The following is a 24553-nucleotide window of genomic DNA, read 5'->3' as shown; positions in this document are numbered from 1 at the left end:
AGCCTCACCGTGGTCCTTATGGTCCCGGTGGCCCTCTCACGGCCCGGCCGGTTCCGCCGCCCGCCGGCCTGGGGGCCGGTGCGGCGGTCCGCGGCCGGACCACTGGGACGTGCCCCGCCGGTGCCGGTGCCGGTGCGGTCGGCGGACGGTCGGCGAGCGCCGGCGTCTGCGGGCCGGTCACCGGCAGGGAGCGCGCCGGTACGGCGGCGGCCGGGGCCGTCCCGGAGGTCTGTCCACGGGGCGGTGCGGGCCGGACGACCGGGACACGCCGGCCGGGACCGGGGGGTCCGGCGCCCCGCGCGCCGGGCGACTCGGGGCCGGCCGGCACGGGTGCGGACGCGGCCCGCTGGATCCGCGCCCCCGCCGGCCGTACGGGTTTGGCCGCAGGCGGCGCGGAGCGGTCCCAGGAGGCGGCCGGAGCGTTGGGCCAGCGCGCCGCCACCACGGGAGCACGTCCGCCGGGGCGGGGACCGGGGGGCGGCGCCGCTCCTTGCGGGGCCCGGGTCTTCAGGGTCAGCGGGCGCGCGGTGAGCAGCGGAAGGACGCGGGGTGCCACCGGGGCTGCGCGCGACCCGGAACGTGCCGCGGTGAGTGGGCGCGGGCCGGCGGCGGTCCGGGCGACGGCGGCCGGTCCGGGTGCGGCGGCGGGCCGTCTGCTTCCGGTGCCCGGTCCGCCGCGCCCCGCACCGGGCCGCCGTGCGCTCCCCGCCGGGCCTTCCGTGCCCACGGTGCCGATGGAGCCCTCAGGGACCGGGCGGTGGGGGCCGGCGGGTGGGGACGGCGCCACCAGCGGCGTGGCGGGCTCGTTCCGGTGGCTCGCGGGCCCGGACGGCGGGGTGCTCACGGTGGGGGAGAGGCCCGCGAGTCCGTGCCGGGAGCCGTCCGCTCCCAGCAGCGGCGCGGGTGCGCCGCCGCCTCCCGGCGCGGGCGGTGCGGCGGGCGGTGCGGCTTCTGCGGGCTCCCGGCCCCGGCGCGCCGGAGCGCGCTGGATGTCCGGCCCGTGCGCCGTACGGGAGGCGCGGCCACCGGAGGAGAGGGCGCCGGGCGGTTCGGCGCTCGGCGGCAGCGCGGACAGCGGTGCGCCCAGGCCACCGCGCGCACGTGCCCCGGTCCGCCCCGCGCCGGGACTCCGGCGCGGGGCGGACCCCGGGTCGCCGTGGGTCGCTTCCCCCGCGCCGCCGCGCGGGCTTGGTGAGCCGTCGGGGGCACCGTCCGCGCGGTGCTGGACGACGGGCAGAACCGGGCCGGGTGCGGCTCCGGCACCGGGCGCGGGCGGTGTGGTCGGCGCCGGAGCCGCACCCGGCCCGGTCCCCGTCAGCGGCGCGGCGGTGGGGGGCAGCCCGCTCAGCGGGGCGCCGAGGGGCGCGCGGCTCGCCGTACGCGCGGTGGAGTGCTGCCCGGGAGCGGCTGAGCGTGCCCTCGCTTCGGCCGGTGCGGCCGGTGCGGCCGAGGCGGGCCCGGACCCGGAGCCGGGTGAGTCGGGAGCCGTGCCCCCGCCGGGTGCCGGAGCGGCGGCGGGCGGCAGGGCGGGGAGGTGGCGCGCCGGTCCGACCGGACGCCGGGCCACGGTCGGCGAAGAACCGACCGGACGCACCCGGACGAGCGGACGGGACGCCTCGGAGCCTGCCGCACCGGTAGCCCCCGGCCGCCTGCCGTCCCGGGTGGACCGAGGCTCCACAACCGCCGCCTTGCCCGCCGTGGCCGTCACCGCCGTTCGCCGGCCGGCCGGCGCGGACCCACCGGCCCCGTCCACCCTGACCGGCGACCGGGGCGCGCTCCCGGAGCGGTGCCCGGGTGTGCCGGACGGTCTCCCCGGCACGGGCCCGCCGGAGGCAGGCCGGGGCGTGCTCCCGTCAGCGGCTGAGGCCGGGAGCACGGAAACGCGCCGTACCAGCGGGATCTCCGGAGCGGCCGGCAGGGGGCCGCCGTCGGTGGGGGCCACGACCGGGCCGGTGGCGGGCTCCGCCGCCCGCTGGACGCGGGGAGACGACGGGGAGAGCACGGCGGGCGAGCCCGCTGAGGCGAGACCGCGGAGGCGCGGCGCACCGGCCGGACCGCCCTTCCCGGCGGGGCCGCCGTCACGGCCGTCGCCGGGGCGCGCCACCGCCGGCTTCCGCCCCGAGCCCGCGTCCGCGGCCGGGAGGGGCGTAGAGGCCGGAGAAGCCGGCGAGGAGGGAGCGGCCGAAGCGGTGGCCGGCCCGGCCTCCGGCGAGCCCTCCCGCGGACCGTCGTCCTCCTGCGGGCGCAGGGTCCGCAGCAACAGCGGCCCCCCGCTCTCGTGGGCGTGCCGGGGAGCGGCCGGGCGGGCGACACCGCGCACCAGACCGGCCGGTGCAGCGGGCAGCACCGCGTGGCCGAGGCCGGTGCCGAACGACGGGTTCCGCCAGGCGGCGAGGCCCGCGCGGAAGGCGAGGCCGTCGCTGACGCCGAGCGGTGCGCGTGCCACGGTGAGCTCCGGTGGCGCGGTGCGGCGCCAGCCGCCGTCCCAGTCGCCGGGCACGGAGGAAACCGGCCCGCCGGGCGCGCCCCGGCCCGGGCCGTCTCCCCCGGATGGACCGTCCGCTCCTGCGGTCCCCTCGGCGGAGGCGGTCCGGCGGCGCAGCCTGCCCCACCAAGCCATGAGTTCAACCGCCTTCGTTCACGCGGGTGTTGATGCGGGCGATCTCGGCCACCCACTGTCGGCGCTCGTCATGGGTCAGGCCGAGGATCTCCTCGTGCTGCCAGTGGAAGTGGTAGGCGATGTACGCGATCTCCTCCCGGAGCCGGGGAAGGGCGTACGTCACGATTCCCCCAGGCGCCCACCCGAGAGGTCGACCTCGAAGCCGCCCTCGCAGTGCGGGCAGGTCACCGCCGCCCGGGTGTGGCCCTCGCTGTTGACGCGGCGGTAGAAGTCCTGGAGGAAGGCGACGTCGGTGGCGTACATCCGCTCCACGATCCCGGCGTGCACATCGGTGACCGTGCCGATCCGGGTGATCACCTGGCTCAGCAGCACCACGCTCAGGTACGCCGGGTTCTCCTTGACCCGCAGGTCGATCTGGGGCCGCAGCTCGTCGCGGGCGGTGGCCAGGCGCATCGCGCCGTGGCGGTGCACCGTGCCCGCCTCGTCGACGTAGCCGCGCGGCAGCTCGAACTCGAACTCGGTGCGCAGCCCGTGGTCCTCTCCGGGCGGCGGGGCGGCGGCGGGGGCTGCCGCCGCCTGCTCCGCGGCCGGGGCGGGCGCCGTCACCTGGAGGATCTCCTCCAGGTTGCCCGCCGTCACCGTACGGCGTCTCATTCGACGATGATCTCCTCGAACACGATCGTGACGGACTCGGTGGCCGGGGAGGACTCGCCGGCCTTCAGGGACGGGCCCTCCCACCTCGAGGCCCAGCCCTGCATCAGCTGGATGCGGCGGACGGTGCTGCCCTCGGAGTCCTTGATCTCGATGGTGAGGTTCTGCCGCGCGGAGTTCACGGCGCCGTTGTTCAGGGTCTCCTTGATCCAGTTGGTGAACTCGCTGCTCTGGTCGAGCCCCCGGGTGATCGTGATCTCCCCGGCCTGACGGGCGCCGGGCTGCTTGCGGATGATCTGCTTGCCCTCGGCGCTGACCTGCTTGACCTCGACGACCTCCTCCTCGACGGTCAGCCCGCTGATCTCCTGGACCGACTCGACCAGATAGCCGCCGAGCTGCACGCCGAAGACGTGGGTGGAAAGAGCATCGCCCACTGCCATGACTGTTGGTCACCTTTCCTTGCGGACCCGTGGGTCACTCGTCGATGAGGCTGGTGCTGTCGGAGAACTGGGCCAGCCGGAACACCACGAACTCCGCGGGCTTGACCGGCGAGACGCCGATCTCGCAGACGACCCGGCCCTGGTCGATGGACTCCTGCGGGTTGTTGTCGCGGTCGCACCTGACGTAGAACGCCTCCTCGGCGGTGCGGCCGAACAGCGCGCCCCGGCGCCATTCCTCGGTGAGGAACGCGGTGACGTTGCGCCGGATACTCGACCACAGCCGGTCGTCGTTCGGCTCGAAGACCACCCACTGGGTGCCCAGGAGGATCGACTCCTCCAGGTAGTTGAACAGGCGGCGTACGTTCAGGTAGCGCCAGGCCGGGTCGGAGGAGAGGGTGCGGGCGCCCCACACCCGGATGCCCCGGCCGGGGAAGGCCCTCACGCAGTTCACGCCGATCGGGTTCAGCAGGTCCTGCTCGCCCTTGCTGAGCCGGAACTCCAGGTCCACCGCGCCGCGGACCACCTCGTTGGCGGGTGCCTTGTGCACGCCGCGCTCGGCGTCGCTGCGCGCCCACACGCCGGCGATGTGGCCGCTCGGCGGGACGGGGACGCCCCGTCCGGCGGCCGGGTCGAAGACCCGCACCCACGGGTAGTAGAGGGCCGCGTACCGGGAGTCGTAGCCCGCCTCGTCGTTGCGCCAGGCGCGCACCTGCTGGGCGGTCAGCCCGGGCGGGGTGTCCAGGACGGCCACCCGGTCGCCCATCTGCTCGCAGTGCGAGATCACCGCCAGCTGCACGGTGCGTACGCCCTCGGCGTCGATGTCGCCGCGCCGGTAGGCGCTCATCAGGTCCGGCACCGCGACCATGGTGATCTCGTCGATGGTCTCCAGGCCGCCGAACCCGGTACGGGCCGCGGGGTCGCCGACGTACTCGGACGCGTCGAGGCGGGACACCTCGCCGGAGCCGGGCGCGGCGGGCACATCCGGCGCGCCGGGCAGTGCCACGGTCTGGTTGGCGGGCCTGCTCTGGCCGGAGCCCTGCTGCTCGGTGACCTCGATCAGCTTGGAGGCGCGGGCCTGGTTGACCAGGTACCCCTTGACGTTCCTGCGGGTGGAGGCCTCGTACGTCTCCGCCACCTGGTCACCCTGGCGGACCAGGACCTTGAAGCGGTCCTGGGGCGGGTCCTCGCCGTCCGCGTCGGCGATCTCCACCGACACCCCCGAGACACCCGGGCGGACCGCGACCAGGAAGCCGCCGATCTCCACCGGCTCCACCGCCCCGCCCGCCTGCCGCCGGGCACCGTCGGACGCCGGCGCGGAGGCGTCCTCGGCGGAACCGCCGATCCGCACGATGTACGCGGCTCCGCCGCCGTTGGAGAAGTACCCGTGGACCGCGTGGGCCAGGTAGGTGCCCTCGGTGAAGCCGCCGAAGACCTGGGTGTACTGATCCCAGTTGGTGACCAGTGTCGGTGTGTGGAACGGGCCGCTCCCGGCGAACCCGACGAACGCGGCGACGGCGGTGCCGACCCCTTCGATCGGGCGGGCACCGGACTGCACCTCCTCCACGTACACGCCCGGGGTGAGGTACGTCGGCATGCTCGCTCCTTAAGCGTCCTTGCAGGTCACCTGTGTCCAGGGCGAGTCTGCGCGACGGGCCCGGCCCGGGGGCAGGGACCCGCGGCCCCGGCCGGGGGCAGGACCGCTGCCCTCCCGGGCCCCCAGCGCCGGCCGCCCGGCCGCCGCCCGTCTCTGCCCTCGCGCTGCCCTCGCGGACCTGGACGACCCGCCCGCCCGCGCGGTCCACTGGGCGCCGCAGCAGGGGTGCGCCGACGAGGAGGCAGCAGGTGCAGAGATCCAGGCAGCGCACCGAGCGGAGCGAGGACCGGCAGTCGGCGAGTGGCCGGGCCGCCGCCCGGCGAGAGGCCCCCGGGGGTGGCGCTGCTGTGCCGCCCCCGCTCACCGCCGCCGCGCTCCGCGCGGCGCAGCGCGGCGCGGGCAACGCAGCGGCGGTCGGCATGATCGCACGCCGCGCGGCCCCCGCGGTCGCCCCGGATCAGCCGGACACCGGGGTGCACGAGGTTCTGCGCTCGGCCGGCAAACCGCTCGCCGCGCCGGTGCGCCGGGAGATGGAGGCCCGGTTCGGGACCGGCTTCTCCGACGTGCGGCTGCACACCGGAGCCACCGCCGCCCGCTCGGCCCGCGCCATCGGGGCACGCGCCTACACCTCCGGCAGCCACGTCGTCATCGGTGACGGCGGCGGCGACAGGCACACCCTCGCCCACGAACTCACCCACGTCGTCCAGCAGCGCCAGGGCCCGGTCTCCGGCACCGATCACGGCAACGGCCTGCGGGTCTCCGACCCCTCCGACCGCTTCGAGCGGGAGGCCGAGGCGAACGCCACCCGTGTCATGCGGGCGCCGCTGCCTGCCGCCGATGCGTCGCCTGCACCCGCTCCGGAAGGACGGTGGACCGTCGGTGAAGCCGTGCAGCGGGCCCTGGACTACACCGCCAATCCGAGCGGACGCAGTTTTTCCGGAAGGACTGACAGCAGCGGCCGGGCCGTGGCGGCCGAGATGCTCACCGACGGACACCTGAAAGGGAGCCCTCCGTTCCAGGACCCGCCGGGTTACGACTACATCCGCTCCCTGGGCCTGACCAATCGGTGGATCCGCTTCCATCTGGTCAACAACGAAGCCGGCGGCCCCGGCAGCGCCAACAACCTGGTGCCCGCCTCACAGAGCGACAACCAGACATACGAGCGCAACTTCGAGAACGCCTTGAAGCAGGACGTCACGGCAGCCGCCGCGGCACCCGGCGACTACGTCTACTTCGGCGTCGAGGTGCAGTACGGGAACGTCGCCCCGGCCACCGCTTCGGCCGCGCAGCAGGCCGCCGCGCCCAACTTCCCCACCCAGCTCGCGGTGTACCACAAGCTCTTCACACCCGCGACCGGCTGGACATGGCAGCACAACGGACAGGTCTTCCGCTTCAACACCCCGCAGCCGGCCGACACCAGGGCTCCGATGCAGCTGAGCGCTCTGACCCTGCCCGTACTGAAGCAGTACACCAGCTTCTCCAACTCGAGCTCGGTATGGGACCAGAACGACGTCGACTTCCTGCACAGCATCGCCACCTCCCGCAAGACGGAGTTCACGGGCCTGTTGGGGGGCATGACCGGCGATGACGTGCTGCGTGCCTTCGAGCTCATCCCCTTCGCGCCGCCACGCCCCAACGCCCGCCAGGCGGCGTCAGGAGCCAACGTGACCACGTTCTGGATGCGGGTCGCCAACCACAGGGACGGAGAGACCGCTCTGGAATCCCTCGCCTTCTCCATCGCCTCGGGGGTACTGCGGCTGTAGCCCGCGCCGGGTAGGAGAACCAGAACGGAACCGGCGCACGGAAGCGGAGGAGTACCCGTGTCGAGCCTGTGGAACGCCCGGATCGAGGAGATCGGCGACCGTGAACTGACGCTCCGCCTCACCGCGGCTCACCCGGACAGCGGCGACGTACCGGACAGTGAGGTCTTCGCACTGCGGCTGATCGCCGATGGAAGGGAACGCGCGGCCGTCGACACCTCGGTCCGCGGACGGGACGCCGACCCTGGTGCGGCAGCGGAGATCATCGACACCGTCACCGTGACCGACCGCCGTAACTTCCCCTTCGAGGAGCGAGCCGAGAAACGACGCATCGAGGACCGGTTGCGCGCACGCGGTCTGAGTCCCGAGGACGCCCGGAACTGGCAAACGGCCTTCGAGGATGCTTGGCGCGAGCTGTGGCACGACGCGTCCCGGCTGCCCAATGCCCGGATCACCATCCGTGTGCGTGACACGTCCTGGCTGGCGGGGCTCGGCGAAGGGGACAGCTGGGAGTCGGCCGCGTACGGCTGAAACGGCCCCGGACTCCCGGCCGGGTCCCGGCCGGGTCCCGGCCGTGGACCGGTCGCGGCACCGGCCGGCGCGAACGGGTCCGCCGACGCGTGAGGGGAGGGCCCGACCCGCCCCTCACGCGTCGGCGGCCTCCGCCAGGTACGGCCCGAACTCGCTCTCCAGGACCAGCCGTCCCAGCTTCCGGTACTCCTGCGCGACCGCCATCACCACCTGCCGTATCGTCAGCGGCCCGCCCGCCTCCGCCGCCAGATAGGCGGCCGTCACCGCGCAGGCCCGGATCGATCCGCCGGCCATCTCGAAGCGGTCCGCACAGAAGCCGAGATCCAGATCGCCGTCCCGGGGCAGCGCCCCGCCCAGGCACCGCTCCCACAGGGCCAGGCGCTGCCCGGCGTCGGGCACGGGGAAGTCGGCCACCACGTCCAGGCGGCGGGTGAACGCCTCGTCCAGGTTGGCCCGCAGGTTGGTGGTGAGCACCGCGATCCCGTCGAAGGACTCCATGCGCTGGAGCAGGTAGGCCGACTCGATGTTGGCGTGCCGGTCGTGCGCGTCCCTCACCTCCGAGCGTTTGCCGAAGATCGCGTCGGCCTCGTCGAAGAGCAGCACCGCGTTGACGGCCGACGCCTCGGTGAAGATCCGCTCCAGGTTCTTCTCGGTCTCCCCGACGTACTTGTCGACGACCGTGGACAGGTCCACCACGTACAGGTCCATGCCCAGATCCGCCGCGACCACCTCGGCGGACATGGTCTTGCCGGTGCCCGACTCGCCGGCGAACAGCGCGACCACCCCGCGCCCCCGGCCGCCGCCGGGCCGCATCCCCCACCGCCCGAGCACCTGTTCGCGGTGGCGGGCGCGCAGCGCGAGCTCGCGCAGCCGCCGGTGGGTGACCGGCGGGAGCACCAGATCGTCCCAGCCGACCGCCGGTTCGACCCGGCGGGCGAGCCGGTCGAGTCCCGCGCCGTTCTGGGCCCGCACGGCGGCCCGCAGGTCGTCGGGACCCACCGGTCGGCCCTCCAGGGCGGCGGTGCGGGACGCCACGTCGGCGGCGCGGCGCAGCTGCCCGGAGTCCAGGCGGTGCGCGGCGACCGCCCGGGCGAGCGCCTCGGTGTCGCCGACGGTGCCCCCGGCCGTGGGGCCGGCCGCGCGGATGCCGCCGGGGGCCCGCTCCAGGGCGTACCGCCAGCGCGCGGCCTGCCGCTCGGGGGAGGGCGCGGGCACGGTCACGGTGACGGGGGTGTCGGCCGCCCACGCCGGATCCCAGTCGGTGGCGCCGTGCGTCAGGAACGGGATGCCCCGCAGGGCCGCGCACAGCGTCCCCAGCGTCCGGGCCCGCTCTCCGGGCTTGTCGGGCAGTGCCTCCAGCGGACCGAGGACGACCCCGGAACCGGTCAGGCGGGCTTCGAGGGCGGCCACCCGGGCGAGCGCCGGCACGTCGCCGCAGCGCCGGGCGAGCGCCGCCGCGTCCAGGACCAGCGGACGCGGCCCGGCCGCGCGCAGGGCGGCCACGGCCAGGCCCGCTGCGTCGCCGCCCCGGCCGCGCAGGTGGACGAGGCCGGCTCCGGTTCCGGCCGCGGCGGCCGCTCTGCGGATCTGCGCCGGCTCGGCGGCCGGATCCTCCCACGCCTCGCCGAGCACCCCGGCGAGGCGGGCGTCGGGCCGGGTGTTCCCCAGCAGATGCCCGGTGACCCGGTCGGGTACGGCCAGGACACGGGACAGCGGTGGCCGTTCCGGCTCGGTGACCTCGACCAGGCCGCCCTCGACCAGCGGCGCTCCGGGTGCGAGCCGGAAGCGGGCGGGCGCCGCCCCGGCGAGCCCGCACAGCTCCAGGGCGAGCCCGACGGTGGGGCGGCGGCGCGTCAGGTCGTCGTTGAGGTAGCCGTAGAGCTTCTCGAACCGCGCGTCCAGGTCGGGCGCCATCGCGATCAGCAGCAGGTCCAGGTCGAGCGGGGACAGGCCGAAGCGCCGGACCAGCTTGTCGAGGGATGAACCGGCCGGCGGGTACCAGGGTTCGTGGGCGGGCAGGTCCAGGCCGCCCGGCTCCTCCAGGATGCGGGCCGCCGCCTCGGGAGTGAGGTACTGGCCCCGGTAGGGGTCGTCGGGGTCGGGATCGGTGGCGCGGCGGGACGCCACCGCGTGCCGTACTCGCTCCTCCACCGCGCGAAGCCGCGCCCATACGTGCTCCACGCCGACGGCGGCCTCGGCGGCGGTCCGCGGGGCGGTTCCGGCGGTGTGCGTCACGGCCGGCGCTCCCCCCTGCGGCGCCGGGCGGGAGCGGACGGCCGCTCGCGCGGACCGGCGAAGCCCTCCGGCCCCGGATCGCCCACCTCCGTGTAGCGCAGCCGCCGTACCGCCGGCTCCCCGTCCCCGGACCGTGCGGCGGAACGCACGGCGAGCCCTTCGGTGACCGCAGGGGCGACGGTGTGGCTCACCCCGGCCAACGGCGCCCTCACCCGCACCCCCAGCGACGCCTTCAGCTCCCCGCCGAGCGCCGACCACACCTCCGAGGCGGCCGGCGCGTCGAGCCCGGCCCCGGCGGTGTCCAGGCCGACGGTCAGACCGAGTTCGGCGAGTGTGCCGGTGAGCAGCCGCGCGGGCAGGGTGTCGGCGGCCACCAGGCAGGCGAGCACCTGCGAGAGCAGCCGGTGCTCGTCCTGGGGGCGGCTCGCCCACGCCGTGACCAGATACGTCAGCTCGAACCAGCGCGGCGGGGTGCGCCGCGCCACGAGGTGTCCGTCCGCGTCGTACACCTCCCCGGCGCCGCTGCCGCGCCGGGTGGCGTCCTCGCGGATGTCGTACAGGAAGACGCAGACCGTCGGGGCGCTGCGGCGGGCTGCCCAGTCCCGGGTGGGGGCGTCGAAGACCACCTCGACGCCCGACGCCTCCAGGCCGGACTCGCCCAGCAGGCGGCGCAGCCCCTCGTCGACCTCGTGGATCACCGGCGGGTCACCTCACCGGGCGGCTGCACACTGCCGCCGACCACCAGGAAGTCGGTCCTCACCGCCGAGAACCCGGGGCCGGTGGCGGTGATGGTGCGCGGTCCGGTCTGCTCCTTGGCGAGAATGAGGAGCTGGCCGATGAACGTGCCGTCGGGGCCCGGCACGGTCGGCGCCGCCGACGCGGTGATGCCCGGTTTCCAGGTGAAGCGCACCGGCGCTCCCGGCGGGAAGTCCCTGCCCCGCACCGAGGTGACGAAGCCGGGCTTGCCGATCTCTGGCACCGCCACGATGCGCGGCTGGAGGACGCGCAGCCGCTGCCGGGCGGTGTTGTCGCTCCGGTCGGCGTCCGTCCCGGTGGTGGTGAGTTCGCCGGTGACGTGGCCGGTCAGTGCCCTGTCGGGGCTGAGGACGACCCGGACGACGGTGTTCGCACCCGGGGTCAGATCCGGCAGCGCGCACACCCAGGAGCGGTCGCAGCCCGGCGGGGGCCCGTTGTGCGGGACGCCCCGGGGCAGGCCGATGCGCAGCCGCAGCCCGGTCGCCAGGGCGTTGCGTCCGTTGCGGACCGTGTACGTCACCACGACGCGCCCGCCGACGTAGCCGGGGTTCGGCTGGGCCGTGACGCGGACCCCGGGCCCGGCCTCGGGCTCATCCGGGGCCGGGGGCGCGGCGGGCGGCGGATCGGCGGGCGGCGCAGGGGCGGGTGGGGGACTGGTGGGCGGGGGGCTGGTGGGTGGTGCCGGGGGCGGGGCCGCGCGCACCGGCACCACGGTCCGGCCCGCGTTGTCGGCGGGCCGCGGGTCCAGGACGGTGCCGGTGACCGACCAGCCGACCGGCGCGTCACCGGGGACGGTCCCGGTGAGGGTGACGTCCACCGGGACGGTGGTGCCGGGCGGCACCACACCGATGTCGCACTGGAGGGAGGCGGCGTCGCAGACACCCCCGGGCCGGGTCATCCGGACGATCCGCACGCCGGAGGGCGGTGCGGCGGTCAGCCGGGTGCCGGGGGAGGCCGCGGGGCCGTTGTTGACGACGTCCACGCGGACGGTGGTGGAACGGCCCACGGCGACCTCGGGCACGGTGCCGGGCGCGCGGACCGCCAGGTCCACGGACTGCTGCACGGCCGGTTCCTTCTGCCGACCCGGCAGACCGGCGGTGAGCGGGGTGAGGCGGCCGGAGGCGATCTCCACCAGGTGCAGCTTCTCGGGGCTGTTGGCCGCAAGGGCGGCGCGCGAGCTGAACACCAGATGCCTGCCGTCGGCCGTCCAGGCGGCGTCACGCGGCTGGAACGGGCCGGTGGCCGAGGTGTCCGGCAGCTCCCGGCGGCAGGCGCCGGGAAGGCCGCGGGCGGCGTCGGGCAGCAGCACACGGCAGCCGTCGCCCGACGGGGAGGTCAGCAGGATGCCGTTGCGCTCGTCGGTCCGGCCGCCGCCGTTCTTGCGGTTGAAGGCGACGGTGCGCCCGTCCGGTGAGAACGCCGGGCTGTCGTCGATGACCTCGCAGTCGCCCGGGCAGATCCCGGCGCTCAGGTCGCGCTGCCGGTCCAGGTCGTCCACGGGCACGGTCCAGACGTGCTTGCTGCCGCCCCTCCCGCCGATCACGTGGTCGCGTGTGAAGGCCAGGGTGGTGCCGTCGGGGGACCAGGCGGGCTGGGCGTCGCCGCCGGCCCCCTGCCCACCGGGCGGGACGATCTCGCCGCGGATCGCGCCGGTCGCCACGTCCGCGATCAGGATGCGGCCGGGACCGGCGTCCTGATCCGTGCCGCCCGGCGAGGTCCGGGTGAAGGCGAGGTGCCTGCCGTCCGGGGAGAGCGTCGGGTCGGTGTCCCAGTCCCCCGGGCCACGCTCCGCGAGCGGCAGGGGCGTCGCGCCGGTCCCGTCGGCGTCCGCCGTCCAGATCCGCTGGACGCGGCTGCCGGGGTCGCCCTCGAAGCGGGTCACCACGATCCGGCGGCCGTAGGGCGTGTAGTTCTGCCGCTCGGTCCACGGGTCGTACCCGGGATCGGGCCGGAACAGCGGGTCCTCGGCCGGATCGGTCTCGGTGTCAGCCCTCGGATCCTCCCTGAGGATCGTCAGGCCCAGGTCCCGGGGATCGGCCCCGTCCAGCCGGACGTCCTGCAGCGTCACCGTGTGCGGGCCGGAGGCCGAGGTGCGCTCCACCACCGCGCCTCCGCCGTCGAGGGAGCCGAGCCAGGTGGGGGAGAGGACCTCCCGGTCCTCACTGAGCACCAGCGAGGGGACCCGGTCGGAGCGCGCGGGCACCCGGAACACATGGTCCCAGTCGCCTTCGCACTCGCAGGTGATCTCGGGGCTCAGGAAGAGAACCTCGTCCCCGCCGGGCAGCCACGCCGCCCCGTGGGCACGCCACCCCGCCTGCCCGCCCCCGAGCAGCGGCTCGTCGGTGCGCCCGTTTGTCACGCGCAGCCGGGGACCGTTCTGTCCTGCGGCCGTGGCGGTGTACGCGATCAGGTCCCGGTGGGCGGGGTCACCGGCCGGGTTCCACACCGGCTCGGTGGCCTCGCCGTCGGCGGGGTCGGTGATCCGGGAGGCGGGGCCGCCGGCCAGAGGCCGTACGTAGAGCTGCCGCCCGGCTCCCGGGCCGTCGTCGCCGGAGTACGCCAGGCGCCGTCCGTCCGGGGAGACCGTCGGGTGCTCCTCGTTCGAAGGCGTGTCGGTGAGCCGCGTCAGGCCGGTGCCGTCGGTGCGCACCAGCCACAGGTCGCGCTGCCTGCGGCCGCCCGGGCCGCCGGGTTCGGCCGAGTCGAAGACCACGGCCCGGCCGTCCGGCGTCAGCCGGGGGTGCGCCGCGTCCCGGCCGCCGGTGAGGCGGCGTACCGAGCCGTCGGCGGATCGCAGGTAGATCTGGGGGTCCTTCTCGTCACGGCGACTGGCGAACACCATCGTGTCGCCGAGGGCGGACGGCTGGACGTCGAAGTGGGCCGGGCCCTCGCCGAACAGCGGTGTGCTGGAGGCGCTGGTGGCGACCCGGCCGAGGCTGCGGTGCCGGGTACCGGCGTAGGCGACCCGGGTGCCCGCGGTGTCGGCCGACCGCGGCCGGACCTCGCCGCCGCCCTGCCCGGGTTCCTGTTCGGAGGCCGCCGTGACCGTGAGGAGCGGGATCATCAGCAGCAACGACGTGCCGAGCCTGGCCAGGCGCCCGCGCCCTCCGGAGCCGGCGTTTCCCATCGCGGTCCCCACGGTCTCCCTCGCAGTCCGATGCGGCATCCGGGTGTGCCCCCGCCACCCTGCGACGGCCGCGTGCGGCGCGGCAGGGCGGCGGGGCCGTATCCGGGGGAAGCGCGCGGTGCGCTTTCGGGCAGTGCCGTGGTACCGGCCGCCGTCGGACCGTCAGATCAGTCCGTTGCGCAGCGCGTAGCCGACGGCGTGGGCCCGGTTGCGCAGCTGCAGCCGTGTGGTTATCTCGTGCAGCACGTTCTTGACGGTCCGTTCGGAGTACGCGGTCTTGCGGGCGATCTCCGCGGTGTCCAGGCCCTCCGACACCAGGCGCAGCATGTCCGCCTCGCGCGTGGTCAGTGTGGACAGGGACATACCCCGCGGATCGAGCGCCGAGCGCTGGAGACCGCCCACGTGCGTGAGCAGCTTGCCGAGCAGGTCGCCGGGCAGCACGCCTTCGCCGTTGGCCATCGCCAGGACCAGGTGGAGAAGACGGTCCTGGTCGGCGTCGGCACGCCGCAGCACCGCCGCCACGCCGCACTCGATGACGCGTTGCAGCGCGCCGGGCCCCAGAGTGCCGACCACGAGGCCGGCACGGGTGGCGGTGTTGTGCCGCAGCCGGTGCAGCAGGGCGGCCGCATCGTCGTCGACGCTGTCCACGACCACCAGCGACGTCTGGGCCCGCTCCGCGTCGGCGTCGTCGAGCAGGTCCACCTCGGGGCGCGAGCGTAACTGCTGCACGACGCCGACGCGCAGGACGGGATCGGCGGCGTAGACGGCCACGGTCACCCGGCCCGGGACGCCGGAATGGGAGGGCCGGTGCACGGACCGGGGCTGGGCGGGCACATATGGCGTGGGGGCGGTCATGGGTGAGGGGCTCTTCTCTGAGGAGTGCATGGGAAGCTACCTGTTCCGTAAGTGCCGGGTCCGCGGGACGACGTGGGGACGGGCCGCCCGTGCGCTGCCGGCACACCGCGACGGAGTACCGCGGGCCACGTCATCCCGCGAAGAGATCGGTTGTTGTCCCCGGGCACGACGACTGCCCGGGTGTTGCCCTCGCGCTCCTCGTTGAGCCCTCGAGCACGGTCCTACCGTGGCGGCGTGACGCCTTCCGAAGCCTCTTCTGGCCCCGGTGCAGCCGGCTCCGACATCCCGGCGGTGACGGTGGCGCCGGGCGACACAGCCACGACCAGTGTGACGGTCCGCAACGACGGCGACATCGTCGAGGCGTACGACCTGGAGGTCGTCGGGAACTGTGCCGCCTGGTCCACCGTGGACCCTCCACGGGTATCCCTGTATCCCGGTACCTCGCAGACGGTGACGATCCGTCTGGAGCCGCCGCGCTCCCCGGAGGTCCGGGCCGGTGAGACCCCCCTCGGAGTGCGGATCCTGCCGGCCGAACACCCCGAGTCGGTGCGGGTGGTCGAAACCACCGTGCACGTGGGGGAGTTCCGGGAACTGCACACGGAGCTGGCTCCGGGCCGCCGGCACGGCTGGCTGCGGGGCCGCTACCGGCTGACCGTGCGCAACCAGGGCAACATCCCCGTACGGGTGGGCTTCACCCCCGGCCAGGTGGGCGAGGAACTGGGGTTCGCCTTCAGCCCGGCGGAGCCGGAGCTCCAGCCCGGGGAATCGGTGGAGGCCGGGCTGCGGGTCCGTACGGGCAAGCCGGTGTGGTTCGGGTCCCCGGTGGTGTGGCCGTTCACCGTGGACACCGCGGAAAGCACCGAAGCCACCGAAACCGGCGACCGGGAGACGGCGCGACGGGACGCGGCCGCCGTCCGGGCGCCGCTGGAGGCGGAGCTCGTCCAGATCCCGGTCTTCCCCAAGTGGCTGCTCGTGGCGCTCGCCGCGCTGCTGGCGCTGCTGCTCGCGTGGTTCGCGCTGGTCCGCCCGGTGGTGCGCAGCGCCGCCGAGGAGGCGGCCGAGGAGGCAGCCGGCGAGATGGTCCAGTCGCGCCCCACGCACGCCGGGGAGCAGGGTGATCAGGCTCCGGGCACCGGCCCCGGCGGCGGCTCGGACGCCCGCCCCGGCGACCGGGGAACAGGAGCATCGCCCGGTCCGGGCGGCGACGGGGGCGCGGCCGACGGCGATGGCGGCACCGGCGCCTCGGGCGGCGCCGGCCGGCAGAGCTCGGCGACCATCGATCTGCAGACCTCCGCGGGGCAGACCAGGACCGGTACCTACCGGGTACCGGCGGGCAGTGTCTTCGGGGTCACGGACATCGTTGTCGCTAACTTCCAGGGCGACGAGGGGACACTGACGATCACCTTCGGAGACCGCAAGATCACCACGATCGCACTGGAGACCTTCCGCAACCAGGACTATCACTGGGTGACTCCCATCGAGATCCCTGAGAACGAAACCGTGACAGTGGAAGTGACCTGTGAGAAGCCGGGCACACCGGCCACTGGTCGCCGGGCGCGGGGATGCCATGAAGTTCTGAACGTGAGCGGTGTGCTCAGCCGTACAGCGGGGTGAACACCCTTCACAAGGATATCCACCGGCGGCGGCCCGGCTGAACATCCGGATCTTGCCCTGTCCGGAAAACGACGGGCCAGGGCTGAAAACCGGCCCGTCCGGATGAGCGCACCCCACCGCTGCGCCGGCTCTCCGCCCGCCCCGGCCGACCCGCCCCACGGCGACAGCGGTGTCCACCGAACCCCCACCGAGCGGGGGAGAACGGCCCCTCAGGCGCCTGCCACGCGCGGTCACCCCAAGGCGTCGGCGGGCTGCTTCAGACACCTGCCCGAGTGAACGTCACGTGTGTGACTCCACTGAGGGAGGAGACGGTCTCGATCTCGTAGTTCCTCTCGAGGCCCTTGAGTCCGTCCCACAGGCGTACGCTGCGGCCGAGCAGGATCGGAACCACCACCGTGTGCATGTGGCCGACGAGACCGGCGGCGAGGAATTCGCGGAGCAACGTGGGGCCTCCACCGATGCGTACGTCCCGGCCTTCCGTGGCCTCGCGGGCCGTCTCGAGTGCTTCCACCGGTGAGGCCTCGATGAAGTGGAACGTGGTGCCGCCCTCCATCTCGATTGGCGGGCGTGGGTGGTGGGTGAGGAAGAAGACCGGTGTGTGGAAGGGCGGGTTGGGCCCCGACGGGCCCTTCCACCGCGGGTTCTCGTGCCAGCCGGGCGGTCCGAACTTCCCGGCTCCCATGATCTCGGCGCCGATCCCGTCGGTGAACAGCCGGGCGAAGGCGTCGTCGACGCCGCCGGTCGGTGGCTGGTTCACGACCGGCTCGGTCAGCCAGGCGCACACCGTCGTGAGGAGAGCGGCCCGGCAGGGAGGGTCTGTCAAACGTTTGGGTCTGTTCCGTAGTCGGTGGTGACGGAGGGTGTGGTCAGCCCAGGAGGATGCGGTGGCGGAGGAGGGGAAAGCTCGCGCGGCCGTACATCTGGCGCTTGACCAGTTTGGTCTTGTTGTTGACGCCTTCGGTGCCGCCGTTGTGGTACGGCAGGGTGAGGGCGGTGTCGACGGCGGCGCGGTCCTTCTCAAGGCCCCGGGTGAAGGCATGCGGGTGGGGCAGGTCCTCGGCCTGGACCAAGTTGATCCAGGTGCTCAGCGGGGTGGCATGGCCGTCGGCGGGATCCAGCAGCGCGGCGAAGCGGTGGATGAGGTCGGCCGGAGCGGTCATCTCGTGGCAGGCGGCGCGGGCGGCCTCGATACGTTCCCGCTGGTGGTCCTTGAGGCGGTCGGGGCGGGTGAGAAGGTAGCGGGCCGGGCGCCGGGGCGAGAGTGCGGGCCGGTCGCCCTCGACACGTCCCTGGTTGATGTAGCGGACCAGCAGGTTCGAGCTGCCGGTGTAGCCCAGCTCCCTGATCTCCCGCAGGAGATGGGTGACGGGGACGGCCGGATTCTCCAGCCGGCGCCGGCGCAGGTGATCGCGGTAGGGATCCACGAGGGTGGGCCGGTACTTGGGGGCGCGGATGAGGCGCTCTGGCTCGGCGACACGGTCGTAGCGCTTGACGGTGTTGAGAGCCAGGTTCAGGCGGCGCGCGCACTCCAGCAGGCCGACTCCGCGCTCGCGCAGGGCGTGGACCTGCTGCCAACGCTCGCGGGTGGTAGCGGCCTGTCTCCCCTCGGCCGGGGGCGGTCCCGCTTCCGCCCAGCAGGTGCTGTGCGCGGCGACCTCTCTGCGGACGGCCTCGGCGAGGTTGTGCCACAAGTGCCAGCGGTCGCTGATCTGAACCGCGTCGGGCAGGGCTCGGCGGACTGCCTCGGCGTAGGTGGCCGGTCCGTCCCGGCACACGGCCTCGATGCCCGGATGTCCGCGCAGCCAGGCTTCCAAAGTGGCGGCCTCGCGGCCGGGCAGTACCTCGACCCGCTCGCCGGTCTCGGCATCGATGATGATCGTGGCGTAGCTGTGCCGGCGCCGCAGGGCGAAGTCGTCGACCCCGATCACTCGCGGGATCCGCACCGCCGGCACGGGCACCCGCCGCAGCAGCCGCAGGGCGGAGGCATACGAGAGGGGCACGGCCAGCGACCGGGAGAGTCGGGCGGACGCCCGGCCGCACAACTCCTTGACCACCGCGGAGAGCTGGGCGGTCAGACGTGTGGTGCGGCGCTGATGGCGCTCCAGGAGCCCGGGAACCTGCTCTCGGAAGGTCTGCCGCCTGCAGCCCAGGACCGGACAGACCATCCGTCGTATCCTCACCCGAACCACGACCTGCCGGCCGTCGACCGGCACATCCCGCACCGTACGACCGTGATACCCGTGGACCCTCCCCGTCACCACCCCGCACACCGGACAGGGAACGGGAACATCCCGGGTCCGAGCCGTAACCCGGACTATCTCACCACCGTCCGCCACACCTTCGATGACCAACGCCGACAACCCCGAAAACACCGTTCCCATAAGCGCGTTCGCATCATGCACGCTCAATGATCACAGTCGAACACTCACCGTCACCACCGACTACGGAACAGACCCGAACGTTTGACAGACCCTGGACCCTCGGTCTTCGCTCTGATGTGATGCCTTACGGTCGGCGCGCAGCGAACGGATCAGTGCCGAGTTGGCAGGACCGAGGAGAGCAGGACATGCCGAACGCCTTACAGAGGGACCTGCGGGGCCGGGGGCAGATTCTCGTCGTCGTGGAGCGACATGACACATCATCAGGCGAGGGGGCCGAGCTGCGCTACCGCGGTCTCGTGGCCGGCCTGCGGAATCTGACGCGCGTGGACGTACTGTCCCTGGACGCGCTGCGCGAAGACCTCGGCTGTGCGGCACAGTGCACGGACTGCAGCATGCTCCTCCTGCCGAACGGCCGTCGACCGCCGTACGACATGAGCAGCTGCTCACGCACCATGAAGCAGGTCGCGGCAGTAGTGCGCGGGGGTGCCTACCGGATGCATCTGGTGAGCCACCTGCCGCTGCACCGGTACGTGCAGGCAGTGCGGGCCGAGTCACGCGCCCCGCTGGTCGTCGACCTGCACAACGCTGAGGCGGACCTCTATGAGGACATGGTTCTCCATCCCCGGGCGAGGCAACTGCGCGGCCCGCGCGACCTGGGCCGGATCGACGATCTCGTCCTGATGGAGGGCGCCCTGCTGGCCGCGGCTGATGTGGTGACGGTTCCCTCGGCCCAGGACCGGACACGGCTGCGGCGGCGGTATGGGCCCGGTGCGCCGGTGGTCGCCGTGCCGAACGCCGTCCGGCCGGGGCAGGCCCCCGGGTCCGGCGGACGCCCCGCACGGTTGGTCTTCGTGGGCGCGCTCAACTACTACCCGAACGTGCTGGCGGCCGTGGAACTGTGCGAGTCGATCGCTCCCGCCGTCCGGGCCCGGCATCCTCAGATGGAGATCATGGTCGTCGGGCGCAGTCCGGGACAGGCCGTCGTCGACGCCGCCCGGGCGAGCGGGGTCGCACTCGTCGCCGATCCGCCGGACATCCGCCCCTTCCTCCGCGACGCGATCCTGGCCGTCCCGCTCACCCTGGGCGGTGGCACCCGGCTCAAGATCCTGGAGGCTCTGGGCGCGGGTACTCCCGTCATCTCCACCAGAAAGGGGATCGAAGGCATCGCCGCCGAGGCCGGCCGGCACTACCTGCCCGCCGAGACACCCGGGGAGTTCGCGGCCGCCGTCTCCGAGATTCTCGACGATCCGGCGGCCGACCTGCGCAGACGGCAGGCGGGGTACGAGCTGGTGCACTCCACCTACTCGTGGGACGCCCTGGCCAGCCCCCTGCGCGAGGTCCTCCGGCGTGCGGGCGCCGACCTGCCCGCGCCGACCGACACGCCGTGAGGAGCGGCAGCGGCCGCGATCACCCAGGCAGCGGCACTCCGGCGTTCACACCTGGGCCAGCCGGCCGTCCAGGTAGTCCTCGAGCGCCGTGAGTTCGTCCGGCGCAAGCAGGTCGGCGGGGCCGGGCACCAGATCGACCACGGTACGCAGGTCCCAGTAAGGGTGATGAGCGAACCCGTCCTCGCGGGCGGCCAGGTAGGCGGAGAGGAAACGGTCGGCCGTCTCCCTTCCGTACCTGATTACCAGGTTCCAGCGCATATGCGCCAGATCCACCGATGCCGAACCGCGTGAGGCGTAGCTCCAGTCGACGATCCCGGTGAGTTCTCCGCCGGTCCACAGCGTGTTTCCCTGGTGGTAGTCGCGGTGGATCAGGCACTCCGTCTCCTCCGGCGGCGTGCCGCCGACCACGTCGAACGCCCGGGTCCAGAGCTTGGGGCGGGTGGAGTGCTGTGGCGGTCGCGGGTCGCGCAGATCGTTGTACGGACGATAAGGGGGGATCCTCTCGGGGACCCGCAGGGAATGCAGAGGCCGGACAGCCCTGGCGAGCGCGACGGCGAAACGGCCGAGATCCTTCGGTCCGGGCTCGGGGGGCCCACCGGGCAGAAAGCCCATCACCAGGGCGGGCACGTCGCACTCGGCGGCAGTGGGGTCCGTCGCCACCAGCGGGGGCGCGGGCACGTCCGAGCCCTCAAGATGGCGCAGAGCGGTGGCCTCCCGCTCCACCGTAAAGTCGGGATTGGTGACGTCCCAGTCGGGGCGCACCCAGCGGCGCAGCACCACCGTGTGCTCGCCGCCACGACCGTCCACCACATCCAGCCGGTGCACGGCGAGGGCGTGACCACCGGGCAGGTACCGGACCTCCGTGACCCGCCCGCCGGCGCCGAACACCGACGCGACCCAGCGAAGGGACTGCTGAGGCGGACGGGCCTGCCTGAGGTCGGCCAGCGAACGTTCCACGCGCACGGTCCCCTCCTTCGTCCTGGGCAACGCGAGCGACCGTACCGAGAAGCGGACGACCGCAGCAACATCCGCCGACGCATCGCGCTCTTTACCGCATCGTGATGCGCGGGTAGCGTCCGGTACCGATGTGCACGCCAGTCTGCGAACGGGGATGTCTGAGCCGTCTGTGAAAGGACGTCGGCCATGTCAAGCAGCAGCTTACGACGGGCGGGAACCGTCCTCGACGTGTCGATCAGGAAGCTGCCCAACGTGCTGGACCCGTCGGACGGGACGGCGACCCAGGGGTCGCTGTTCGCAAGCCGGGCCAAAGGCGCCTACGTCTGGGACGTCGAGGGGAGACGTTACCTCGACATGGTCCTCGGCTTCGGCAGCGTCGTCCTGGGGCACGCCCACGATGCCGTGGACGAGAACGTCATCCGGCACCTGCGGGCGGGCGTCGCGCCCACACTCCGTTCCCCGCTGCAGATCGAACTGGCCCAGCTCATCCGCCGGCACGTGCCGAACGCGGAACTGTCGCTCTTCCTGCGAACGGGCTCCGACGCGACCGAGGCCGCCGTCCGGGTGGCCCGCGCGCACACCGGCCGCGACCGGGTGATCCGGTGGGGATACCAGGGGTGGCACGACTGGTGTGCCCCGAGAGTTCAGGGCGTGCCCTCGGCCTACCACTCTCTGACCACCACATTCGGTTACAACGACCTCGGCTCGCTGGAACAGCTCTTCGCCGCGCACGCGGACGAGATCGCCTGCCTGATCATGATGCCGTTCGAGATCGAGCAGCCGCAGGCCGGGTTTCTCGACCGGTGCCGCGAACTGGCCCACCGGCACGGTGCCCTGTTCGTGCTCGACGAGGTCCGCACCGCGTTCCGTCTCGCGCCGGGAGGCGCCCAGGAGTACTTCGGCATCGACGCCGACCTGGTCGCGATGAGCAAGGCCATGGGAAACGGATATGCCATTTCCGCTCTCACTGGCCCGGAACGCATCATGGCGGGAGCCGAGCACATCTCCGCCTCCTCGGTGTTCTTCCGGTCTGTGGACGGATTCGCGGCAGCCACCGCCACGATCGGTGAGGTGGTCGGCCGGCAGGTGCCGAAGCGGCTGTGGGAACTGGGCCGTCAGCTGTGCGACGGGCTGCGCGCGGAGATCGCCCGGACGGGCGTCCCCGCGCGGGTCGTCGGCATGCCCCTGCTCCCCTTCCACGCCTTCGATCTGCCGCCCGAGCTGGAGGGCGCTGCCCACCAGGTGTTCTGCCGGGCCGCCGCGCGCAGCGGAGTGCTGTTCCACGCCGCGCACCACTGGTTCGTCTGCGCGGCGATGACGCCGGACGATGTCGCCCACGCCTGCCGAGCGGCAGGCGACGGTTACCGGGCCGTCAGAGCGATGCTCGCCGGCTGAGGTCCGCTGTCGTCGTCGCGGACGGCGACGGCCCTGCCCGCGGTTCGGCCGCCCTCGCACCTTGCCCCTCGCATGCTGCTCGACCTGACTCGGGGCCACGGACCCGAGTGCCCGACGAGCTGTTCGCCGTGAACACGGGAGGAGAGACAACCATGCGCATCCTCGGCCTGTCGGGGCTGTTCGGAACCGAACACGACGACTACCCGCCCGATGTGTCGCCCAAGTTCTTCCACGATGCCGCGGCGGCACTCGTCGTGGACGGAGTTGTTCTCGCCGCGGCGGAGGAGGAGCGTTTCAACCGTGAGAAGCACACCAACCGGTTCCCATTGGGCGCCACCGGGGCGTGCCTCGACGAGGCGGGCATCGGCCTCGACGAGATCGACGCGGTGGCCTACTTCTTCGACGAGGACTTCACCGACCGTGAGCTGCGTCTGGAGTGTCTGAACAACCCGCGTCTGGCCTTCCGCGGTAGCCGCGACCTGATCCGCGAGCGTCTGGAGAAGGCGTTCGGCGGCAGTCTCGACACCGAGCGGATCCATTTCGTACGTCACCACCTCACGCACGCGGAGGCGGCGTACTGCGACTCGGGGCAGGCCGAAGCGCTGGTCGCAGTCGTCGACGGCAACGGGGAGTGTGAGGGCGTCAGCTTCTACGCGGGGCGCCCCACGGAACTGACGCATCTCGTCTCCTTCCCACGGTCGGACTCCCTCGGGCACTTCTACACCGCGCTCACCCGGTTCACGGGCTACTACCCGTTCGACGAGTACAAGGTGATGGGCCTGGCCCCCTACGGCGATCACCAGCGTTTCCTCCCGTTGCTGTCCCGCCTCTGCTCCCTGGGGGAAGCCGGGAGCTACACACTGGACGTAGCAGGGCTCCCTGCGCTGCTGCTCGACGCAGGCCTGACGCCACGGCGCGCCGGCGACGCGTTCGATCAGGTGTATGCCGACCTGGCCGCCGCAGGGCAGCGCCTGCTGGAGGACGTGATGTTCCACCTGCTCCGGTACTGGCAACGGGCGACGGGACTCACGGCGCTGGCCGTCGCCGGGGGCGTCGGGCAGAACACCAGCCTCAATGGACGCCTGCTGCGCGAGGGCCCCTTCACCGACGTCTACGTCCACCCCGCCTCGCACGATGGGGGGAGCGCCCTCGGCGCCGCCTACGCGGTTGACCGGAAGCTGCGCCGGGCGCCCAGGACCCGAACGCGCCTGCCACACGTCTACCTCGGTCCCGCCCTCGGCGACCGCACGGTGCTCACCGCCGAACTGGAACGCTGGAGTTCTTTCGTGACCTGGGAGGAGCCTCGGGACATCGCGGCCCGGGCGGCCGGTCTGCTGGTCGGCGGGGAGGTGATCGGCTGGGCGCAGGGCCGGTCCGAGTACGGGCCGAGAGCCCTGGGCAACCGCAGCATCCTGGCCGACCCTCGCCCCCCGGGGAACAAGGATCGCGTCAACTCTCTGATCAAGTTCCGGGAGGCCTACCGGCCACTGGCCCCCGCCGTGCTCGACACCCGCGCGGCCGAGTTCTTCGAACTGCCGCCGACCGGAGCGGACCACAGCTACATGGGCTTCGTCGTCGACGTCCGCGCCGACCGGCGGGACGCGCTTGGCGCGGTCACCCACGTCGACGGCACCGCACGGGTACAGATCGTCCGCCAGGAACAGAACCCGCTGTACTGGCGGCTCATCGAAGCGTTCGGCGAGCTGACCGGCGTGCCCGTGGTGCTGAACACGTCCTTCAACAACAACGCCGAACCCATGGTCCAGGACAGCCGCGACGTGCTGCGCACCCTGCTGAGCACCGGACTGTCCACTGTGGTGCTGGGCCCGTTCCTGGTCAGCGGCCGCCAAAGGGAGCCGTCGGCGCTGCTCGAACTGGCCCTCTCGCTCTCCCCGTTCTGCATGGTGAGCAGCCGCCACGACGCGCGCGGCAACCGGACGGTGCTGTGCCGCCGCAACGCGCCCGAACACGCCCAGGCCGTCTCGGAGAGCACCGCAGCACTGGTCAGGCGCGCCACCACCGTTGCGTGCGTCCCCGTACGCGACTTGCTGACGGAGGACGACAACCCAGACCACGTGGCCGCCGAACTGCGAGCCCTGTGGGAACGCCGCCTCATCGACCTCTCCCCAGTGCTCTAGCCGACCGCCCCGGCGGGCAGGCAGGCGTGCTGTGTGTCGACGGTGTCGGCAGTGCGCCGGAAACGGCCGGACGGAACAGGGCCGGGGGCTGCGTCCTCCCTCACGGTACGC

Annotated in this window: 17 protein-coding genes; 6 read left to right on the top strand and 11 right to left on the bottom strand. The window is 73.5% G+C overall.

From position 1 onward, the window contains the following. Positions 1–2624: 2624 nt before the first annotated feature. Genes ACW69E_RS26485 through ACW69E_RS26470 form a run of 4 tightly spaced genes read right to left on the bottom strand, consistent with a single transcriptional unit; the run spans position 2625 to position 5305 of the window. Positions 2625–2783, bottom strand: a complete 159-nt coding sequence (locus ACW69E_RS26485; RefSeq protein WP_457500819.1) for a DUF6760 family protein — start codon at positions 2781–2783, stop codon at positions 2625–2627. After that, the gene (locus tag ACW69E_RS26480) at positions 2780–3274 is read right to left on the bottom strand and encodes a hypothetical protein (RefSeq protein WP_457500818.1); all 495 of its coding nucleotides are present in this window, start codon (positions 3272–3274) and stop codon (positions 2780–2782) included. Before ACW69E_RS26480 ends, ACW69E_RS26485 begins: the two co-directional genes overlap by 4 nt. Further along, a complete protein-coding gene (locus tag ACW69E_RS26475) occupies positions 3271–3711 on the bottom strand; it encodes a phage tail protein (RefSeq protein ID WP_237881436.1) in 441 nt (146 codons plus the stop codon). The genes ACW69E_RS26480 and ACW69E_RS26475 overlap by 4 nt, the downstream gene beginning before the upstream one ends. Positions 3712–3745: 34 nt before the next feature. Beyond that, on the bottom strand, positions 3746–5305 hold the full coding sequence (locus ACW69E_RS26470; protein WP_457500817.1) for a phage tail sheath family protein: 1560 nt from the start codon (positions 5303–5305) through the stop codon (positions 3746–3748). A gap of 248 nt (positions 5306–5553) precedes the next feature. Here ACW69E_RS26470 and ACW69E_RS26465 point away from each other — a divergent pair, with 248 nt between their 5' ends. After that, positions 5554–7068 carry an eCIS core domain-containing protein gene (locus ACW69E_RS26465; RefSeq protein ID WP_457500816.1) on the top strand — a complete coding sequence of 505 codons (1515 nt, stop codon included), beginning with the start codon at positions 5554–5556 and terminating at the stop codon, positions 7066–7068. A gap of 57 nt (positions 7069–7125) precedes the next feature. Continuing rightward, on the top strand, positions 7126–7596 hold the full coding sequence (locus ACW69E_RS26460) for a hypothetical protein (RefSeq protein ID WP_457500815.1): 471 nt from the start codon (positions 7126–7128) through the stop codon (positions 7594–7596). A gap of 114 nt (positions 7597–7710) precedes the next feature. On the opposite strand, the gene ACW69E_RS26455 is transcribed toward ACW69E_RS26460, so the two are convergent. From ACW69E_RS26455 to ACW69E_RS26440, 4 genes are all read right to left on the bottom strand, one after another. Next, a complete protein-coding gene (locus ACW69E_RS26455) occupies positions 7711–9831 on the bottom strand; it encodes an AAA family ATPase (protein ID WP_457500814.1) in 2121 nt (706 codons plus the stop codon). Beyond that, on the bottom strand, positions 9828–10529 hold the full coding sequence (locus ACW69E_RS26450) for a DUF4255 domain-containing protein (RefSeq protein WP_457500813.1): 702 nt from the start codon (positions 10527–10529) through the stop codon (positions 9828–9830). The genes ACW69E_RS26455 and ACW69E_RS26450 overlap by 4 nt, the downstream gene beginning before the upstream one ends. Beyond that, positions 10526–13714 carry a hypothetical protein gene (locus ACW69E_RS26445; protein WP_457500812.1) on the bottom strand — a complete coding sequence of 1063 codons (3189 nt, stop codon included), beginning with the start codon at positions 13712–13714 and terminating at the stop codon, positions 10526–10528. The genes ACW69E_RS26450 and ACW69E_RS26445 overlap by 4 nt, the downstream gene beginning before the upstream one ends. 162 nt (positions 13715–13876) lie before the next feature. Further along, positions 13877–14569, bottom strand: coding sequence for a response regulator transcription factor (locus tag ACW69E_RS26440; protein WP_457500811.1), 693 nt, complete (start codon positions 14567–14569; stop codon positions 13877–13879). A gap of 234 nt (positions 14570–14803) precedes the next feature. Between ACW69E_RS26440 and ACW69E_RS26435 the strand changes: the two genes are divergently transcribed. After that, positions 14804–16183 carry a COG1470 family protein gene (locus ACW69E_RS26435; protein WP_457500810.1) on the top strand — a complete coding sequence of 460 codons (1380 nt, stop codon included), beginning with the start codon at positions 14804–14806 and terminating at the stop codon, positions 16181–16183. Positions 16184–16439: 256 nt separating this feature from the next. Here the strand turns inward: ACW69E_RS26435 and ACW69E_RS26430 are convergent, their stop codons facing one another. Both ACW69E_RS26430 and ACW69E_RS26425 read right to left on the bottom strand, forming a co-directional pair. Beyond that, positions 16440–16967 (bottom strand): dihydrofolate reductase family protein, encoded by a 528-nt coding sequence (locus ACW69E_RS26430; protein ID WP_457500823.1) that lies wholly within the window; start codon positions 16965–16967, stop codon positions 16440–16442. Between the two features lie 82 nt (positions 16968–17049). After that, positions 17050–18585 (bottom strand): ISL3 family transposase, encoded by a 1536-nt coding sequence (locus tag ACW69E_RS26425; RefSeq protein ID WP_457500822.1) that lies wholly within the window; start codon positions 18583–18585, stop codon positions 17050–17052. A gap of 164 nt (positions 18586–18749) precedes the next feature. Between ACW69E_RS26425 and ACW69E_RS26420 the strand changes: the two genes are divergently transcribed. Next, positions 18750–19952, top strand: a complete 1203-nt coding sequence (locus tag ACW69E_RS26420) for a glycosyltransferase family 4 protein (RefSeq protein WP_457500809.1) — start codon at positions 18750–18752, stop codon at positions 19950–19952. 45 nt (positions 19953–19997) lie between these two features. Here the strand turns inward: ACW69E_RS26420 and ACW69E_RS26415 are convergent, their stop codons facing one another. Beyond that, positions 19998–20915 carry a phosphotransferase family protein gene (locus ACW69E_RS26415; protein ID WP_457500808.1) on the bottom strand — a complete coding sequence of 306 codons (918 nt, stop codon included), beginning with the start codon at positions 20913–20915 and terminating at the stop codon, positions 19998–20000. A gap of 180 nt (positions 20916–21095) precedes the next feature. Between ACW69E_RS26415 and ACW69E_RS26410 the strand changes: the two genes are divergently transcribed. Beyond that, the gene (locus ACW69E_RS26410) at positions 21096–22304 is read left to right on the top strand and encodes an aminotransferase class III-fold pyridoxal phosphate-dependent enzyme (protein WP_457500807.1); all 1209 of its coding nucleotides are present in this window, start codon (positions 21096–21098) and stop codon (positions 22302–22304) included. Between the two features lie 152 nt (positions 22305–22456). Next, complete coding sequence (locus ACW69E_RS26405; protein ID WP_457500806.1) at positions 22457–24442, top strand: carbamoyltransferase family protein; 1986 nt, start codon at positions 22457–22459, stop codon at positions 24440–24442. Positions 24443–24553 lie beyond the last annotated feature (111 nt).

This window comes from Streptomyces sp. SS8 (assembly GCF_054072955.1).
This window is presented reverse-complemented; position numbering and strand designations above follow the sequence as displayed.

Excerpts from the sequence above, each read along its gene's own strand:
- ACW69E_RS26480 (WP_457500818.1), bottom strand. The coding sequence starts at position 3,274 with ATGAGACGCCGTACGGTGACGGCGGGCAACCTGGAGGAGATCCTCCAG.
- ACW69E_RS26475 (WP_237881436.1), bottom strand. The coding sequence starts at position 3,711 with ATGGCAGTGGGCGATGCTCTTTCCACCCACGTCTTCGGCGTGCAGCTC.
- ACW69E_RS26470 (WP_457500817.1), bottom strand. The coding sequence starts at position 5,305 with ATGCCGACGTACCTCACCCCGGGCGTGTACGTGGAGGAGGTGCAGTCC.
- ACW69E_RS26445 (WP_457500812.1), bottom strand. The coding sequence starts at position 13,714 with ATGGGAAACGCCGGCTCCGGAGGGCGCGGGCGCCTGGCCAGGCTCGGC.
- ACW69E_RS26440 (WP_457500811.1), bottom strand. The coding sequence starts at position 14,569 with ATGACCGCCCCCACGCCATATGTGCCCGCCCAGCCCCGGTCCGTGCAC.
- ACW69E_RS26420 (WP_457500809.1), top strand. The coding sequence starts at position 18,750 with ATGCCGAACGCCTTACAGAGGGACCTGCGGGGCCGGGGGCAGATTCTC.
- ACW69E_RS26410 (WP_457500807.1), top strand. The coding sequence starts at position 21,096 with ATGTCAAGCAGCAGCTTACGACGGGCGGGAACCGTCCTCGACGTGTCG.
- ACW69E_RS26405 (WP_457500806.1), top strand. The coding sequence starts at position 22,457 with ATGCGCATCCTCGGCCTGTCGGGGCTGTTCGGAACCGAACACGACGAC.